This window comes from Paenibacillus naphthalenovorans, assembly GCF_900099895.1.
In the GTDB taxonomy this organism is placed as follows: Bacteria; Bacillota; Bacilli; order Paenibacillales; family NBRC-103111; genus Paenibacillus_G; species Paenibacillus_G naphthalenovorans.
In genome coordinates this window covers 181,168-199,007 of the sequence record NZ_FNDY01000006.1, presented here as the reverse complement: position 1 = coordinate 199,007, position 17,840 = coordinate 181,168, and the positions used below count along the sequence as shown (strand labels likewise).

The following is a 17,840-nucleotide window of genomic DNA, read 5'->3' as shown; positions in this document are numbered from 1 at the left end:
TTACGCGGGATACCGGTCATGGTTGAGCTGTCCCATTCCCAAGCAGCTTATCCAATCGACTATATTTTACCGTATTCCCGCATGATTTCAAATTCTGCGGCCTGATCGGTATCCAACACCGGGTCGGTCAGTTCGCCAATCTTCTCCGGAACTCTTCGGTCAGGAGAGGAACGATTTCAAACAAATCGCCGACGATCCCGTAATCCGCAATCTGAAATATCGGAGCCTCCGGGTCTTTATTGATCGCAATGATGACCTTGGAGTTCGACATCCCGGCCACATGCTGTATCGCTCCAGAGATCCCGCATGCGATATAAAGGTCGGGTGTAATCACCTTTCCCGTTTGACCGATCTGCATCCCATAGTCGCAGTAGCCTTCGTCACAAGCGCCTCTGGAAGCTCCCGTCGCTCCGCCGAGAACGGAAGCCAGCTCATTCAAAGGCCCGAAGCCTTCTTTGCTTTTCACGCCCCGCCCCCCTGAAATGACGATTTTCGCTTCGGCTAAATCGATCGCGCCCGTAGACTTCAGCACAATGTCGCGGATCACGGTTTGTACATCCACATTGTCCGCTTCACAAAAGACGACTTCCTGCACCTTGGGCGACGGTTCCGCCTTGAAGTTGTTCGGACGTATCGTGACGAACATGTTCTCTGTCGTAAACCGTTTTTTCTCGAAAGCTTTACCCGCATAGATCGGGCGTATAAAGCTCAGATCATGGCCATTCAACTCCACATTCGTACAATCTGAGATCAAACCGTATCCGAAACGGGAAGCGATTCTCGGAGCTACGTCCTTCATATTCACGGTATGTCCTGCGAGGATGACATCCGGGTTCGTTGCCTGAATCACTTTCCGGTAGGCATGATAGTAGATGTCGGCCTGATATCTGTCGAATTGGGGATCGGCGAACACCATCACCTGATCCGCACCATGCTGCCCTAATACCTCGGCATACCGGGATGCCTGGCTTCCGAACACCGCCGCAACCAAGCTCCCGTCTCCGGCAATTTTTTGGCCGAGGGACAGCGCCTCTAAAGATACCTGACGGAGTACGGAGCCTTTCATTTCCGTAAAAACCAGCACGTTTCTGTTCATCGCTCTTCTTCCTCTCTAAAAGATGGATGTTTTTTCAAACAGGATGTTCACCAAAGCATGAGCTGCGCCATTTGAATCCTGATGATCGATGAACCGGCATGCCTGCCTTTTGGGAGGCAGGTAACGGCTCACTGTTTCCGTCTTTGGGGTGCTGTCCAATACGCCAAGCTCCTCGAAGCGGATCGTCTCGATCGGCTTTTTCTTCGCCTTCATAATATTGGGCAGTGACGGGTATCGCGGTTCGTTAAGACCCTGCTGACAGGTGATCAGTATGGGAAGCTTGCTTTCGATTTTATATACGTCGCCCTCTACATCTCTCTCGATGTGAACCCGGTCCGATTCCACCGCCAATTGAATCACGGATGTGACATGAGGGAGCATGAGTTCTTCCGCCAGGCGAACCCCTACTTGTCCCGCCCCGTTATCGATCGATTGATTTCCGGTCAGAATGATATCGATGTCCTTATCCTTTAAGTAATGGGCCAGCGTCTTGGAGATGACATATTCGTCGCCTTCCGCTCCGCTGATCCTCACGGCCTTGTCGGCTCCCATGGCCAAAGCATACCGAAGGGCGGTTTCCACACGCTCCGGACCGATCGTGACCACGGTTACCTCTCCTCCGAATTGTTCGCGCAGCCTTACCGCTTCCTCCACCGCATATTCATCATATGGATTAATAATCCAATTCGCCTGATCTTCCACGATATTCCCGTTTTCCAGCCTGATTTTCTCTTCCGTATCGAAGGTTTGTTTCAAACATACCCATATATTCAAGCCGATCCCTCCCCGTGCTTGCTTTCTTATTAACGATGCTTAAATACAGGCTTGCGTTTTTCAAAAAAGGCGTTGACGCCTTCTCTCACATCATCGGTTTCATGAACTTGCTGAAAAAGCCCGCGTCCGAACGCATCGAAATCATGCTTTGAGCCGAGGTACCGATTTACCGCCCGTTTGGCCGCCTGTACCGCGGCGGCAGGAAGGGAAGCAAGCCGTTGGGCAAGCTCTTCAACCGCTTCGGCCAGACGCTCCGCAGGCACGATTTCCGTAGCCATTCCCATGCTTTTGGCTTCCGCAGCCTGAATCACGCTGCCGGTAACCATCAGCTTCATGGCATGGCCGGAACCCGCAATGTCGATCATTCGTTCCAGCCCGCCATTTCCCGGAAATACGCCTCTGGTGACTTCGGGAAATCCGAATTGGGCGTTTTCCGCAAAAATCCTGAAATCGAAGGCCACGGCAAGCTCAGCGCCTCCCCCCAGGGCATTTCCTTGAATGCAAGCGATGGTCGGCTGCGGGGCGTTTAGAATCGAACGCAGCATCAGATGGCCCTCATCCCACGCTTTACCGGACGCCTTGTTTTCAATCCGCTCCGGAAATTCCTTCATGTCGGCTCCACAGCAAAAATGCGGGCCTTCCGCTGCAAACACGATCACACGAACGTTGGAATCCTGGGACACTCGCGAAAACACATCTTTAAGCTCTCTCTTCACCTGATTGGACAATACATTCATTTTGGGATTGGAAAGTGAAATGCGGGCAATCCCGTCAGCCACCGATTTGATTTGGACGTACATGGGATCATCACCCCTGCAATATTCTCCGGGTCGGCCATACATAATAATCCGTTGTCATCTTTCCCTCGCTGCATTGAACCCGGATGCTTTTCTTCCAATCGCGATCGTTTTTCTCGGGAAAATCTTCTCTGTAATGACAGCTTCGGCTTTCCTTTCGTTCTCTGGCGGAAAGGACGATGATTTTTGCCGTGATGATCATATGATGCAATTCCTTCGCCTTGGCGAACAGACTGTCATCGATATGATACTTACCGCTCATCAGGTCCGTCTCCAGGCCGCATAAAAAATCCCAGGCTTCCGAAAGCCTCTGCTCGCTTCGGATCACCAGACAATTTCGGTGCATCATGTCTCTCACCGAATCGGCGGCTTTCTCTATGCTTTTCGTTCCATGAACGCTCTTCCGAAGCCATGCCCGATAGCTGTCCATCCGATCTGCCGCTTGAAGCTGCGGATCCGGCTTCGTGGTTTGGCGCTTTGCATATTGCGCAGAAGCCGTACCCGTCCGGTGGCCGAATACCTGCCCTTCCGCCAGGGAGTTGCCTCCCGGCCGGTCCGGTCCACGCAGTCCGCCCGCCGTCTCGCCGGCAACGTACAGTCCCGCAATAGCCGTCTCGCCGTTCATATTCAAAATCTGGACTCCCCCGTTGTTGCACTGGGAAATCAGTCCGATCTCGAATGCATCCTTGTCCAGATCCGTCCCCTTGCTTTTCAGCACGCGTTTGGTTTTGGGCATTTTCGACTCGATCAAATCATCGGTCCCCGGTCTTTTTTTATACCACACCCCGCCTCGGGGGGTCGGATGGTTTTCTGACTCCCGCTGAATCGAGGTATCCAGATAGAATGAAACGTTGGATACGGAGAACGGAAACACTTTTTCCTTATATACCTCTTCAACCGTTACGCCTTCCGGAAGGATATCCTTAAAAATCGATTCCCCCTTCCCGTTCGTAAGCTCGGGATTCGTTTTCCAGACCGGGCCGGAGAGAAGCGTAATGGACGGAAACAAGGAAGCCGGTCCGATCTGCACAAACTCCATATTGATCAAGGGAAGCCCCAACTGATAGGCCATGGCATAACCGTCGCCTGTCATATCCGGGGTACCTACGCCATATTTATAAATACCATGGGAACCCCCGCAAGCAAAGATGACGGCCGGTGTCCGGTAAAGCACGATTTCCTGCGTCTGCCGATGCCAGCCCAAGGCCCCGGTCACCTTTTTATCGGCGTCAGTCAATATGTCAAAGATCATCATATCCTCATCCACGGGCACATCGAGCGCTTTTAGCCTTTTTGCCAAAATGGCAAGAATGTGTCTTGCGGTGACTCCGTTTACCCGGCAGGTTCTGGGATACGTTGCATAGTCGCTCATGCCTTGAACCAATTTCCCGTTCGGCTGTTTATCAAACTCCAGTCCCAGATCGATCAGGTCATAAATCCGGTCCGGCACTTCATGCGCTAATCCCCACACCAGTTCGGGATCAATGAAGCCTTCCCCGGATTCCATCGTATCGGAATAATGAATTTCCGGATGGTCCCGCTCATCCCCGTGACCGATCGCCGCTGCGATGGAAAGCAATTCAGAGAAAGCCGTAGCCGTTGATCCGCTTTTTAACCATTGGGATTTGACCGCCATCCTGACATCGGCCCCAGCCTGTTTGGCCGAAAGCGCCGCACGGGCTGCCGCCCCGCCGCCTCCGACCACAAGGACATCCGCATCAATTTCTTTAGCAATCCTTTGTTTGGACATGATTTGGTCTCCTTACTCAAAAATATGGGAAGACATCGGCCTGACTGCCGGATCAATGGTCACCGGGAAATCGATATAAGGCAAAATTTCCTTCTCTATATCGATTCCCGGAGCGTATTCGGCGAGAACCAGGCCTTCTTCACCCAACCGGAATACGGCTCTCTCTGTAATGTATAAAGGTGCCTGCCCTTTTTGTCTGGCGGCATCGGCATTGAATGTCAAATGCTCTACCTGCGGGATAAACTTCTTATGCCGTCCTTCCTTCACAACAGCCAGCTTCCCGTCGCGAATTCGGACTTCGAGTCCTCCGCTCGTCAGCGTGCCGCAAAACAAGATTTTCTTTGTACGGTGAACGATATCGATAAAGCCGCCCGAACCGCGAAAAATGCCGTTAAACTTGCTGACGTTGACATTGCCGGCTCCGTCAATTTGCGCAAAGCCAAGCAGACTGGCCGACAAGCTTCCGCTATGGTAATAGTCAAAGGCTTGCGGAGAAGTGAGAATGGCCGTCGGATTGATATGTGCTCCGAACACTTCCTCCCCCATCGGAATCCCGCCGACGGCGCCGTGCTCCAGAGAAAACGTAACCTGATCGAAAAAATGCTCTTCGATTAATAACTGCGGCAAGGAAACCGGAATACCGACCCCCAGATTGACGACGGAGCCCGGGGCCAATTCTTCCGCAGCCCTGCGCAGTATAATCTTTCTGGTGTCCAGGGGAAGCGGCTCGGCTATGTCATCGATCGGGGCCTTGATCTCTCCCGTCCAGCTCGGATGATGATATTCGAGCAGACTTTGCTTTTGCTCAGGATCAATCACGACGGCATCGACTAAAATACCCGGAACGGCGATGGAACGCGGATGCATCGAACCTTTGGCGGCAAGCCTCTTGGCTTGAACAATAACGTATCCCCCGTTAGCCTTGGCAGCCATCGCCATCTCTAAGCCGGCCAGCGTCACCGGTTCATGCTCCAGGGAGACGTTGCCGTCCTCATCGGCCGTCGTTCCGCGGATGATTGCAGCATGGACAGGCAGCGGACGGTAATAAAGATATTCTTCTCCAGCCACCTCGATAACCTCATTCAGACTCTCCGTCGTTCTTTCGTTCAGCCTTCCCCCTTCAATCCGGGGATCCACATACGTTTGCAGTCCGACCTGCGTGAACATGCCTTTATTGCCGCCGGCCATGCTCCGGATGAGATGGAATAACGTTCCCATTGAGAAGCTGTACGCTTCAATTTGATTGCTGCGGATCATTTCCGTAATCCTGGGGCTTTCCTTGACATTAAAGCTTCCGCTGATCAGCCTTTTCAGCATGCCGGGCTTTGCCAGATGATCCAGTCCCGTCGTTCGTTCTTTATCCCATCCGACACGAACCGGGGAAATGACCGTCAGGTTGGAAGGACTGCCGCAGCTATCGAACCGATGGCCCAGAGCCGAGATGACTTTTTCCGGGCATAGAATCGAAATCAGGCCCCCGATAGTAATCGTCGAATCATCGGGAATGTTCGCTACGGCTTCTTCCGCCGTCATGACCTTGGAGCGAGTCGTTACGCTTCTCTGGTATGCAGACATTGTCTCTTCCCCCTCCTTTCTTGCTAGATTTCATACTTGCGCAGGTCAAATAAGTCAGCCGTGAGCTTTCCCTGCTTCAATTGTTCGATGACCGTTTTTTCAAACTCGACCTTCTCTTGAGCCGCCCGCACGATCTCTTCCAGCCGGTTGGAAGGAACCACGGCTACGCCGCTGGCATCGGCAAGAATAATATCTCCCGGATGGACGACCGTACCTCCCGCAACGATCGGAGCATTTAGCCTGCCGGTATTTTTTTTCTCCGCTTTTTTGATCGATACCGAGTGCGTGAATACCGGGAATCCAAAATCGATGATTTGTTCAATGTCCCGGACGCTGCCGTCGATCACGAGCCCCTTAATATTGCGTTCCATAGCTGCAATGGTGAGAATTTCTCCCCAATAGCCCGCTTCATAGTGCTGATTCGTTGTCGCGACCAGCACATCCCCCGGTTTGGCGCTGGCCACGGCCAGGTGCAGCATCAGGTTATCTCCGGGGTGGCACTTGACCGTCAGTGCAGGCCCGCAAAGCTTGAAGCGGCGGTCCAGCGGCTTGATATTCGCCGTCATGGCGTGTTCATTGCCCGTCAGGCAATCGGAAACAATCGCCGCATCGAACTGTGCCAATTGTTCGGTTAACGCAGCCGCGCTTTGATCAATCATCCTTCTTCTCATCTCCCTGTGAGATTGTCTTTTACTTCCGCTGATCGAATTTTCTTTGGAGTACGGCTGCGGCCAGCATCGTCTTGTGAACCTGCACCGTACCGCCCGCAATCGAGGCCGCACGGACACAGCGGTAGTACCACTCCAGCGGGTATTCTCGTGAAAAGCCGTATCCTCCATGAAGCTGCAGGCAATCGTCCGTAATTTTTTTCGCGGCTTCCGCAACATAAACCTTGGCTATACTCACGGACGTCTTATCGATTGCACTGTCGAGCACCTCGGCGGCCGCCTTATAAAGCAGAGTCCGGGCAGCTTCCAGCTGCAGATACATGTCGGCAATCATCCACTGCACACCCTGAAACTCACAGATCTCCTTTCCAAACTGCCTGCGCTCTTTCACGTACTGGCAGGTACGATCGAAGGCCGCTTGCGCAATGCCCAGCGTTTGGGCCGCATAGCCGAGACGCACTCCGTTATACACGCCCATTAAGGCTTTAAATGCATTTTTGGTCACCAGTACATTTTCTTTCGGAACAAGCGCTTCATCAAAATAAAGCGCGGTCTGGTATTCGCCGCTCATATTTTCCTCGGCTACTCCGACCGAAAAGCCCGGCGTTCCGCGTTCCACCAGGATGGCCCCGATATCGGACGGTTTGCCCGAATTGCCGAATCGGGCGTACACGACAAACGCATCCGCAAGATGCCCTTCGCTGACAAAGATTTTCGAGCCGTTCAGCTTGTAATAATCGCCGCTTTCCACAGCCGTCGTTTTCAGATCGGTAGCCGCACTCCCCGCATCCGGCTCACTCATGCCCAAAGCGACGTAATATTTACCCGCCGCAATTTTGGGCAAATATTTACTCTTCTGCTCCGGAGTCCCCAGATGATTTATAAAATTGGCGATGCCCGGACCCGTATGATACACCATCCGTCCGCTGGTCGGACATACTTTGCACAGCTCCTCGATAATCAGCATCGCACTGAATAAATCCAGATTCATCCCGCCGTATTCTTCAGGCAGCGTAATGCCGAGAAATCCATGCTCGGAGAGCATCTCCGCGTTTTTCCAGAAATCCTCGCCCTCCAGCCAATGCTTGGCCGGCGTCAGCTTGCGCGAGGCGAATTCCCGCGCAACCGCCTGCCATTCCAACTGCTCTGCTGTCAATTCGTAGCCCATTGGTCAACTCTCCCAAAATATCATAGTAAATTGGCACACGGCGTCATCCGCTTTATTTCGAGCTTGAATATACGACTTTAAGTGCGGTCAAGAAATCCTTGCCTGTCGAACCGATGGAATACGGGCCGACGGCGGAATGCTTCAGCCCCCCGAAGGGAACGTGAGATTCGCTGATCGTTCCATTGTTGATATGGATCATGCCGGTCTCGATTTCTTCCACGGCCTGTTCCGCATACGGCATATGATGCGTAAAGCAGGACACAGCCAGACCGTATTCACTGTTATTGGCCACTTGAACGGCTTCATCAAAGCTGTCCACCGGTATCACGACAAGGACAGGACCAAAGATTTCTTCCCGGGCAATTCTCATGTCCGGCGCTGCATTCGTAAATACCGTCGGCTCATAATAATAGCCTCCGTTCACCCCCGACGGCCTTTTCCCCCCGGCCGCCAAAACGGCGCCCTCCTCTAGCCCGATGCGCACATATTGCTCCACCGTATCCAATTGGTCTTGACTGACCAGCGGGCCCATGTTCACTTTGTCCGACATCCCGTCACCTATGACGTATTGGGCCAGCTTTTCCGTCAAAGCCCGGGTGACCTCTTCGACTCTCGATCTTTGTACGACAATCCGGCTGATCGAGGTGCATCGCTGTCCGCTCGCCGCGAAGGCTGCGGCCAAGATCTGATCGACGGCTCCGTTCACATCCGGATAGTCATAAATAATGCCGGCATTTTTACCGCCCATCTCCAGCTGCACTTCGATCAGACGTTCCGCCGCCAGTTTATATATACCGGACCCGACGGCCGTTGAGCCGGTGAAGGTTACGCCTTTGACCAGCGGATGCGAGACGAGCGTATTTCCCACGCTTCGGCCCGAACCGACAATCAGGTTCAGCACGCCTGCCGGAAGCCCCGCTTCTTCGAACAATTCAATGATTTTCGCGCCCATCGCCGCCGTCACCGTTGCTGGCTTAAATACAACGGTGTTCCCGGCGGCCAGCGCCGGAACGATTTTACGAAGCGGAGTCACCAGCGGGAAATTCCAGGGAGAAATGGCGGCAATCACCCCTTTGGGGACACGGATCGTCCTGACATGAATCCCCGCACGCTCGCTTGGAAGCGTTTCTCCCGTCAATCGAAGCGCTTCTCCGGCGGAGTAGCGCGCCTCGTTGATCGCTTTCGTAATTTCACCGTGGGCTTCCTTGATCGGCTTCCCCATTTCTCGGGTGAGCAGTTCAGCCACTTCCTGCCTTCTTCTCTCCAGGACATCAATAACGTTGTAGATCTTCTCGGCACGTTTGACGGCAGGCACTTTAGACCAGGTTTGAAAGGCCTCGTGAGCAGACTCCACAGCCTGAATCGTTTCTTCTTTCGTAGCATTGGTTACAACAGCTACGATCTCACTGGTATTTGCCGGGTTTTCTCTCTGGATGATTTCTCCGGATTCGGATGCAACCCAACGTCCACCGATATAATTGTTCACCTGGATAGCGGTTTGCTGTGCGTTTCCCATTGTGGATTCCCCTTATCTGATTTTTTCGATCATTCTCCGTAAGTCCGCCGTTGTGCAATCCTTCGGATTGGCACTCGTCATCCCGGATTCAAAGGCTTCTTTCGCGATTACATCCAGCTCGTCATCGGATGGATGCAGACCCAAAGCGGTTAACGTCGTAGGGATTTCCAAATCGTGAATCAACTGTTCCACCGCAGTAATGGAACGTTCGGCAGCCTCGCGCAAGCTTAAGCCTTCCACATTCTCGCCAAGCGCGACCGCAATATCTCTGAACTTCTCATAGTTGGTGCTTACGTTGTATCTCATGACGACGGGAAGCAGCAGTGAATTGGCAAGGCCGTGCGCAACGCCCAAACGTCCTCCGAGCGGATGCGAGATGGCATGAACCGCTGCGATTCGTCCCCAAATGAACGCCGCACCGGCGATCGTAGATGCGAGCATCATATGCGATGCGGCGTTCAGGTCCGCCCTGCGTGCCACGAATGGGCGCAGATGCCGTCCGATTAACCGGATCGCATACAATCCGAACGCTTCGGTAATCGGCTGCGTCTGATTGGAAGTATACGATTCGATCGCATGGCTTAACGCGTCCATGCCTGTGATCGCCGCCACCCCTCGTGGCACGGTGGTCAGTAATTGAGGGTCGAGAATAGCCGCTTTGGCATGCAGGTGTTGACTTAGAATCCCCATTTTATAATGGCGTTTGTTATCTTTTAGTACGGTAGCATGGGTCACCTCCGATCCGGTGCCTGCCGTCGTCGGTATGGTGATGATCTCAGGGCCCTTGTTCGGAATTTTGTCTTTTCCTTCATATTGAGTCAGGTCTCCGGCATTCACGACGGCAATGGATACCCCTTTGGCCGTGTCGATAGAACTGCCTCCACCCATACCGATGAGTGCATCGCATCCGTTCTCGATATACAGGTTTTTCACATGCTGCACAATCTCGATGGTAGGGTCCGGTTCTACCTCCGTGAAAGTGAAGAATTCAATTCCCGCACTGCTGAGCAGGCTTTCCACACGCTTCAAATTACCGGATTGCACGATCCCTTTATCCGTACAAATCAATACTTTTTTGTAGTTGTACTTACGGATAATCGTCGGCAGTTCGTTAATTTTGTTTACTCCGTAGTAAATTTGCGTATGCAGACCAAATTCAAAGGAATCCAAGACGAGGTTCATCGGTTCACGACCTTTTGTTTATTTTTATCGATTATCGATAATCTATAATGAATTAATCATATCAAAATTGCCGTCATTCGTAAAGATGATTTTTGGCCCTTGCTTTTCATTAATGCGCTCCTAAATAGGCATTTTTAATCTCGTCGAGCAGTTTGGACGCATCGTCGTTGGCCACGATCCTGCCGGCTTCCAATACATATCCGCGATGGGAGATAGCCAGGCTTTGTCTCGCGTTTTGTTCGACCAGCAGCACCGTAGTGCCGCTTTGATTGATTTGCTTAATCGCTTGAAACATATTTTGAACAATGACCGGAGCCAGCCCAAGGGAAGGCTCATCGAGCAGCAGCAGTTTAGGCTTTGCCATCAGTCCTCTTCCGATGGCACACATCTGCTGCTGCCCTCCGGAAAGCGACCACCCCAGCCGATCCATCAACGGGATAAGATCGGGAAAGATCTGGGTAATCTCCTCGATATCCTGATTCACGATATGCATGGGAACCTTCCTGCCGGTTGCTCCTAGGATTAAATTTTCCCTGACCGTGAGCCCGGGGAAAATTTTTCTTCCCTCAGGCACATGAACCAGTCCCCGGCGGACGATTTCTTCCGGTGCGATGTGATCAATCGGTTGTCCCATAAACTCGATCGTTCCGGTTTTCGGGCGAATCAGCCCGGAGATCGTTTTGAGCGTTGTGGACTTGCCGGCTCCGTTCATACCGAGCAGAGCCACGATTTCCCCTTCCCTGATCTCAAGTGAAACATTGCGAAGCGCAACAATCTCGCCATATCTTGTTTCGATCCCGTTAAGTCTCAGCACGCACAAATTCCTCCCCGAGATAAGCTTTAATCACTTCCGGATCATTCAATACTTGTTCCACGGATCCTTCACTGATTTTTTTACCGAAGTCCAGTACCGTAATGTAATCGGCCACTTGCGAAACCAGCTGCATGTCGTGTTCAATCAGCAGCATCGTAATGCCGAGCTCGTTCATCCGTTTGATCAGCTTGATCAGCTCCTGCGTTTCTTCCGGATTCATCCCTGCAGCCGGTTCATCCAGGAAAAGCAAATCGGGTTCCGCTGCCAGCGCTCTGGCGATCTCCACCAGCCTTTGTTGTCCATAGGAGAGATTCTTCACTTTCTCAAAATAGTTATCGAACCCTACAAAAGCGAGCGCTTCTTCCGCCCTGGCCCTGATCTTTCTTTCTTCCTCCCGGGCGGATCTGGAATTCAGCATCACATGGAACAGATTCGCTTTGGTCCGGGTATGCTGGCCAATCATGACGTTATCGATAACCGAAAGCTCGGGAAACAAACGAATATTTTGAAACGTTCTTGCGGCTCCCATTTGTACGATCAGGTGAGGCTTATGATTGGTGATCTCTTTTTCGCGATATTTGACAATCCCTTCGGTCGCCGTGTAGATCCCGCTTAATACGTTAATCACGGTCGTCTTGCCGGATCCGTTCGGTCCGATAAGCACGTGAACATCGCCCTTTTTCACATTAAAATTAACGCCGTCAACCGCTTTGACGCCCCCAAAATGCTTCTTTAAGCCTTTTACCTCAAAAATCACTTGATCCTCTCTTATCGGAGTTGCAGCATTGGCTTGCTCCAGATAAGACAGGCTCTTTCCTTCAACAAACTTGATCGCGCCGGCCTTTTCCGGACTGCCGCCCCTGCTTTTCTTTTTGATGAGCCGGCCATAAAGACCGCTGACCACTCCCCAAATCCCGTTCGGCAAAAAAATCAGGAACACGATAATCAAACCGCCATAAATCGCCAAATAGTATTCTTTAAAAGACCTCAGCCATTCCGGCAGCCAGGTTAACAATATGGTACCTACAAGCGCACCGATAATGGAATCCGCTCCTCCGGTAATCAGCATCGCAAAAAACGTGACCGATTGTTCAAAGATAAAGACATCCGGGCTGATATAGCCGTAGCCCGATGCGTACAAAGCTCCGCCGATCCCGCCCAATGTGGAGCATATGGCAAACGCCAGCATTTTCGTTTTGAACAGGTCCACGCCTGCGACCGATGCGGCAAGTTCATCTTCGCGCAGCGCGAATAATGCCCGCCCCAGTCTTGAATGTTTCAAACGGTAAACAAAGAGGATGCACAGGAATAAAACGGCCAGGCAGAACCAGTAGAACCATTTTGCATCCTCTATGCCGAACGGACGGGGAATGCTGCTTAATCCGTCGGCACCGCCGGTAACCCCCTTCCAGTTATGAAGCACAAGCTGGATAATGATTTGAAATCCTATCGTAACTAACGCCAGATAGTGGGTGACCAGCCGAAGAGAGATCGCGCCCAGGAATAATCCCGTTACGACCGGAATGACTAAGGCCAATACGACCCCGGCCCAATACGGCAAGCCGAACAGCACCGTCGTTGATGCAAGAGAATAAGCTCCCAATCCGAAGAAGGCCGCTTGGGCCAGCGAGATTTGTCCGGCATACCCCATCCCTACCGTCAATCCCAGCGTAGCAAAGCAAAATACCGTTGTCCGCAATAATTCCGTCATATAGTAGTTGCCCAGGCGTCCCCCCGGCAGTAAAAAAGGGAGACAAAAGGCAAAAACGACAAGCACCAGACCCACTACAATGAAAATGGGCTGCGCCGGCTTTAAGCTTTTCAGTTCTTTTTCCATACCGCCACTGCTTTGTATCGATTGGGTTTGCATGGTTTTGGTTTGCATAGACACACTCCCTACTCATGTATTGCATCAGGGCATCAGGCTTTCATTCCGACTTTTTCTCCAAAAATCCCGTAAGGTCTAAAGATCAGGAAAAGGATCAGGAACAAAAACGCAAAGCCGTCTTTATAAGGTCCGGAAATATAGGCGGCGGCAAAGGTTTCCGCGATGCCAATCATCAGGCCTCCGATAATGGCGCCTTTGACATCGCCCAACCCGCCCACGATTGCGGCGGCAAAAGCTTTCAAGCCGATGATCGCGCCCATCGTATGGCTAATCATAAACACCGGAGCAACGAGAATGCCGGCCGCTCCTCCCAAGGCCGCGCTATAGATGAATGTCAGCGCTTGCATATGGGAAACCTTAATGCCCATCAGTTTGGCGGTCTCCGGGTCCTGTGCAGTAGCCTGCATCATTTTGCCCAATCGTGTTTTTTCAAATAACAAGTACTGCAGAATCAGCAGAACAATCGCGCAGCAAAGGATCGCAAGATACTGGACGGATACGACGATGTCTCCGATGTTGATCGTGTCCGTTGCAAATAAAGGCGGCAGCTTCAAAGGCACTGCGCCATAACCGAGCAGGAAAATATTTTGAATGATCATGGAAGCGCCGAGCGTACTGATCATTACCGCCAAGAACGCTTTGTTCCGTTTGGCAAAAGGACGGTAAACGGTCAGCTGAAACAAGTACCCGATTCCGCCGACAATGAGCGTCCCGAGAATAAGGCCAACCCATATTGGCAGATTAAGCGAAACCACAAGGGTAAAAGCGACGAATGCACCCATCATCGTAAACTCGCCCTGGGCGAAGTTCACCACATTCACGGATACATAGATCAACACAAATCCCAGCGCCACAAGCGCATAAATGCTTCCTATCGCCATCCCGCTGACCAGAAGCTGCAGGGGCATATTGAACAGTTCCATAAACTTCCCCTTCCTCGAGTATCGGCCAAATCCGGCGGCATGGGCCGCCTGCCGAATTCAGCCTTTGGTTCGCTTTATTTTACGGTTACAATTTCACCGTTTACGACCTGAACGACAGTGTAGGAGTGCAGGCCGTCGCCGTTTGGATCAAAGTTATATTCCCCTTCAACCCCTTTATGTCCCTTCACGGCTAAAATTCCCTCGCGGATCTGATCGGGAGAAGTCCCTTTTTCCGCCATGACTTTGGCCAGCACATGCAGGGCATCATACACCCAGCCTGAAAATAAATCCGGCACATCCGTATATTTCTGTTTGAAGTTTTCAACGAACCTTTTGGTCTCCTCGCTTTGATCCAGCGCAAAATCATTCACACCATATATCCCGTTTAATTTGTCACCCGCCAATTTGAGCGTCGTCGTCTGGGCCCCCGCCGCTGAAGAAACAAATTCCGCCTGAATGCCAAGCTGTCTCATCTGAACGACCAATTGGGCCACATCCGCGGAAGCCGTCATAAAGCCGTTGATGACGTCAGCACCGGACTTGCGGATGTTTTCCAGCACCGGAGTAAAATCTTTGGTATTCGCGGTATAGCCTTCAATAAGGACCGGCGTAATTCCCTTATTCTTATATTCAGCGACCAGCATGTCTTTGCCCGCCGTGCCGAATGCATCGGTATCATACACAATAGCGACCTTCTTTTTCCCTAATTTGTCCGTCGAGAAATCGACAATCGTCTTGGCGGAATAAGCGTCGCTCGGTCTGAAACGGAAAAACCATTGGTTTTTCAATTCGGTGGTTAAATTGACATTTGTGCCGCCGATCATGACGGGAATGCCTGTTTTCTTGGTGATTTCATTGATGGAGAGCGCATTGGTGCTCGTGATCGGACCGATGATCGCCACGATATCCGGGTCGGAGATTAATTTTTGAAATGCGGATACCGTACCGTCGTTCGTACCGCGATCGTCCTCGACCACCAGTTCTATCTTCTTACCATCTACACCGCCGGCCCCGTTAATCTCGTCTAACGCAATCTGAGCGCCGCGTTTTTTAAACTCGCCGGTGAGTGCGGATTTGCCCGTCAGGTCGGCAACCATACCGATTTTAATCACTTCGCCTTGATCATCTGCGCCTCCGCTACTGCTTCCGCATGCGGATACAATGATCATGCTTGCCGCCAAACACATACCCAGTATTGCGCGAATCCGTTTTTTCAATGGTTACACCCCTTCTGACATCACTTATTTTTTAATCGCCTGCTCCGACTTTTTTTCACAACTGTAGAATATGATAAATTATACCTCACCACCCTTTGTTAAGCGCTTTCAAATTGGATTTTATAGATTATCGATTAACGATATTATTTAATATATTCCGACTTCAATTTTTTGTCAATTGTTTTTTTACAGCACAATGAAGGCTCTGTTTTTATTCAAATATTCCCTTTTAAGCTAAAATATTCTTTACTTTAATAAAGTAAGGATAAGGAATGCGGTTTGAAGCGGCCAAATATTGGGCGGAAATGGTTCCGCCCTTTTTGCTGTTGGCTATTCGCATCCCGCTTGCGGGAATATTCCTGATTCCATTTGTGCGGAGAAAATATGTTTGGTACCGCCCGAGTCCCAAACAATGACTGCTTCTGATCCTTATTGGAACCACATCCATTTTCTTTCACCAAATCTTAGGGCACAACAAAAAGGGGATGTCCCATAAGTCACCTCGGTGACTTATGGGACATCCCCCTGAGCAGTCTATAACTTTGAACGTTATAGACTGCTCTTCTCTTGCAATCCGACAACTAGACAAGCCTCAAAAAAAGGCTTGCCTTCCGTGGATTCCCCTCTGAAATAAATGCTTCCTTCGCTTAGATCCGACCTTAGCACCAGGATGTCGTCTCCCATTCGCGCTTCATTGTGGTATGTAATCCGAAAGTTGTGCAGCGATAGTTTTAACTCCTCTTCGTCAAGAGCATCCAGGCAAATATCTGCGTAACGGGAATTGTTCAAATGTCCGTTAGCATCAATTCCGCTGTAGCGCACCTGCATCCGATAAGCTTCGGAAAGCGGCACATCCGGCGGAACCTGCACTTTATCGGGCACATCGCCAATGGATTCTTCGGCGTGAACATCCAGCCGATACGGAAACGCGGAGGGACGAAGTATTTTTCTCTTTCCCACATCGACAAGGGCCCATACCGATCTGGATTGGATCATCAGGTTCCCGTCCGCATCCCGCACGCGGTAATCCCGTAACCATAATACCCCCTTCGTTCCCTTATTCCAGGTTTGGATAGAAACCGTCTCCAATATCCGGGGCATTCGCTTGAACTCGATGTCCAAAGTGATCAGCATCCAGCCCATTCCGCTGTCCTTCATCTCCTGCCAAGGAACTCCCATATCGTCCACATGAGCATCCGCTGCTCTTTGCATTAAAGCCAATAAAGAGGACAGGCGGCATTGGGCCCTGAAATCGGTATAATCCGAGCTGATCTTATAGTCGTCCTTCCACGAGCCCCGCATGGTTCATCCTCCCTTTTTCCCAAGCCAGTACAAACAATTCGTACCGACGGTTTTCCGGAAACGAATCCAGCTTCCCAAAGTAACGTTCAATCGCAAACATTTGAGACTTGTGCGCTTTTAGCGCCTCCGCCTTCATGGGCCACTGTTGTTCGGTATCTATGACGATGGAGGGCTTGTAACCGTTCTCCATTAACGTACTGGACATGGCATAATAAAGCCGGCCTACCGACGGGCATCTTCCGCTTAATACGGCGGCCGTTGTCATTTTGGATATGGTCATATGATCAGGATGGAAGTTTCCGCCGTCTGCCGGAAAGGTGAACAGCATCGACGGTTCATATTTATTTACGAAGTTGACGATGCCGTCAATAAATATGTTTTCATCCACGGTATTCGATTTGCCGTCGGGAAACCCTAGATGCTCGACTGCAGACAGTCCCAGGATTTCGGCAGCCTTCTCCATTTCTTTGACCCTGACCTCAGCCAATTCCCCGTTGCTTAAATGGCTGTCGTAACCGTTCTTTTGACCGGCATCCCCTTTCGTGGCCAGGAGAAGAACCGTACGATGACCTTGATCCGCAAGCTGCCTGATCAGGCATGCACTCAGAAAAGTTTCATCGTCGGGATGAGCATAGATAAACCCTACGGTTTGACTCATTTCATCAGCCTCCTTACATTATTATATTCCATGAAGGCGTTGAAGTCATGCTACGAAAAAATCCGCCCCTTTCCAAGATAAGCCGGAGCCTCTCTTTAAAGCAGGGCGGATCGTATATTTTATACCTCAAGAAGATAACGGGCTGCCGGTAAAGTCGTTTGAGGCGCTACCCGCGGGTGAAATAGGCCACCCGTTTAAGGAAAATGCTTTCCAGCTTCTCTACGATCGGGCCGTCTTTCTCGGAATCGCTTTTGACCTTCTGCCATTCGGGATCGCTTTGGAAAGCGCTAAATGCCGCTTCGCGTGCTTCCTTATCCGCAAATTCAAGGACATAATAAAGCCGGTTATGCTCAGGGTTGATATCCTCCCAAAAATCGATAACCTTGATACCGTGCTTTGCAAAAATACGCAAGGTGTGATTGGAGAACCGGTCGTTGATTGCCTGCATTTTTCCTGGATGAATATGGTAAATACGGAGTTCATAAAGCATATCACATTTCTCCTCTCAATAA

Annotated in this window: 16 protein-coding genes; all 16 read right to left on the bottom strand. The window is 51.2% G+C overall.

Features of this window, described 5'->3' with window-relative positions; genetic code table 11:
* Positions 1-127: 127 nt before the first annotated feature.
* The gene (locus tag BLT35_RS08715) at positions 128-1,096 is read right to left on the bottom strand and encodes an electron transfer flavoprotein subunit alpha/FixB family protein (protein WP_062409032.1); all 969 of its coding nucleotides are present in this window, start codon (positions 1,094-1,096) and stop codon (positions 128-130) included.
* Positions 1,097-1,111: 15 nt separating this feature from the next.
* Positions 1,112-1,870, bottom strand: a complete 759-nt coding sequence (locus BLT35_RS08710; RefSeq protein WP_062409033.1) for an electron transfer flavoprotein subunit beta/FixA family protein — start codon at positions 1,868-1,870, stop codon at positions 1,112-1,114.
* A gap of 29 nt (positions 1,871-1,899) precedes the next feature.
* Positions 1,900-2,670: an enoyl-CoA hydratase/isomerase family protein gene (locus BLT35_RS08705; RefSeq protein ID WP_062409034.1), complete on the bottom strand. Its 771-nt coding sequence runs from the start codon at positions 2,668-2,670 to the stop codon at positions 1,900-1,902.
* Positions 2,671-2,677: 7 nt separating this feature from the next.
* On the bottom strand, positions 2,678-4,417 hold the full coding sequence (locus BLT35_RS08700) for an FAD-binding protein (RefSeq protein WP_062409035.1): 1,740 nt from the start codon (positions 4,415-4,417) through the stop codon (positions 2,678-2,680).
* Positions 4,418-4,429: 12 nt separating this feature from the next.
* Positions 4,430-5,992 carry an acyl CoA:acetate/3-ketoacid CoA transferase gene (locus BLT35_RS08695; protein ID WP_074727541.1) on the bottom strand — a complete coding sequence of 521 codons (1,563 nt, stop codon included), beginning with the start codon at positions 5,990-5,992 and terminating at the stop codon, positions 4,430-4,432.
* A gap of 23 nt (positions 5,993-6,015) precedes the next feature.
* A complete protein-coding gene (locus tag BLT35_RS08690; RefSeq protein ID WP_175471961.1) occupies positions 6,016-6,651 on the bottom strand; it encodes an RraA family protein in 636 nt (211 codons plus the stop codon).
* Between the two features lie 31 nt (positions 6,652-6,682).
* Complete coding sequence (locus tag BLT35_RS08685; RefSeq protein ID WP_062409038.1) at positions 6,683-7,828, bottom strand: acyl-CoA dehydrogenase family protein; 1,146 nt, start codon at positions 7,826-7,828, stop codon at positions 6,683-6,685.
* Between the two features lie 52 nt (positions 7,829-7,880).
* Positions 7,881-9,344, bottom strand: coding sequence for an aldehyde dehydrogenase family protein (locus BLT35_RS08680; protein ID WP_062409039.1), 1,464 nt, complete (start codon positions 9,342-9,344; stop codon positions 7,881-7,883).
* Between the two features lie 12 nt (positions 9,345-9,356).
* The gene (locus BLT35_RS08675; protein WP_074727539.1) at positions 9,357-10,526 is read right to left on the bottom strand and encodes an iron-containing alcohol dehydrogenase; all 1,170 of its coding nucleotides are present in this window, start codon (positions 10,524-10,526) and stop codon (positions 9,357-9,359) included.
* 109 nt (positions 10,527-10,635) lie between these two features.
* Positions 10,636-11,340 carry an ABC transporter ATP-binding protein gene (locus BLT35_RS08670; RefSeq protein ID WP_082660787.1) on the bottom strand — a complete coding sequence of 235 codons (705 nt, stop codon included), beginning with the start codon at positions 11,338-11,340 and terminating at the stop codon, positions 10,636-10,638.
* A complete protein-coding gene (locus tag BLT35_RS08665; RefSeq protein ID WP_217634708.1) occupies positions 11,327-13,225 on the bottom strand; it encodes a branched-chain amino acid ABC transporter ATP-binding protein/permease in 1,899 nt (632 codons plus the stop codon). Before BLT35_RS08665 ends, BLT35_RS08670 begins: the two co-directional genes overlap by 14 nt.
* 35 nt (positions 13,226-13,260) lie before the next feature.
* Positions 13,261-14,151, bottom strand: coding sequence for a branched-chain amino acid ABC transporter permease (locus BLT35_RS08660; RefSeq protein WP_062409041.1), 891 nt, complete (start codon positions 14,149-14,151; stop codon positions 13,261-13,263).
* 74 nt (positions 14,152-14,225) lie between these two features.
* Positions 14,226-15,368 (bottom strand): ABC transporter substrate-binding protein, encoded by a 1,143-nt coding sequence (locus BLT35_RS08655; RefSeq protein WP_083351241.1) that lies wholly within the window; start codon positions 15,366-15,368, stop codon positions 14,226-14,228.
* 549 nt (positions 15,369-15,917) lie between these two features.
* Positions 15,918-16,670: an acyl-[acyl-carrier-protein] thioesterase gene (locus tag BLT35_RS08650; RefSeq protein WP_074727538.1), complete on the bottom strand. Its 753-nt coding sequence runs from the start codon at positions 16,668-16,670 to the stop codon at positions 15,918-15,920.
* Positions 16,642-17,328, bottom strand: coding sequence for a PIG-L deacetylase family protein (locus tag BLT35_RS08645; protein WP_074727537.1), 687 nt, complete (start codon positions 17,326-17,328; stop codon positions 16,642-16,644). The genes BLT35_RS08650 and BLT35_RS08645 overlap by 29 nt, the downstream gene beginning before the upstream one ends.
* 166 nt (positions 17,329-17,494) lie before the next feature.
* Positions 17,495-17,818: an NIPSNAP family protein gene (locus BLT35_RS08640; protein ID WP_074727536.1), complete on the bottom strand. Its 324-nt coding sequence runs from the start codon at positions 17,816-17,818 to the stop codon at positions 17,495-17,497.
* Positions 17,819-17,840 lie beyond the last annotated feature (22 nt).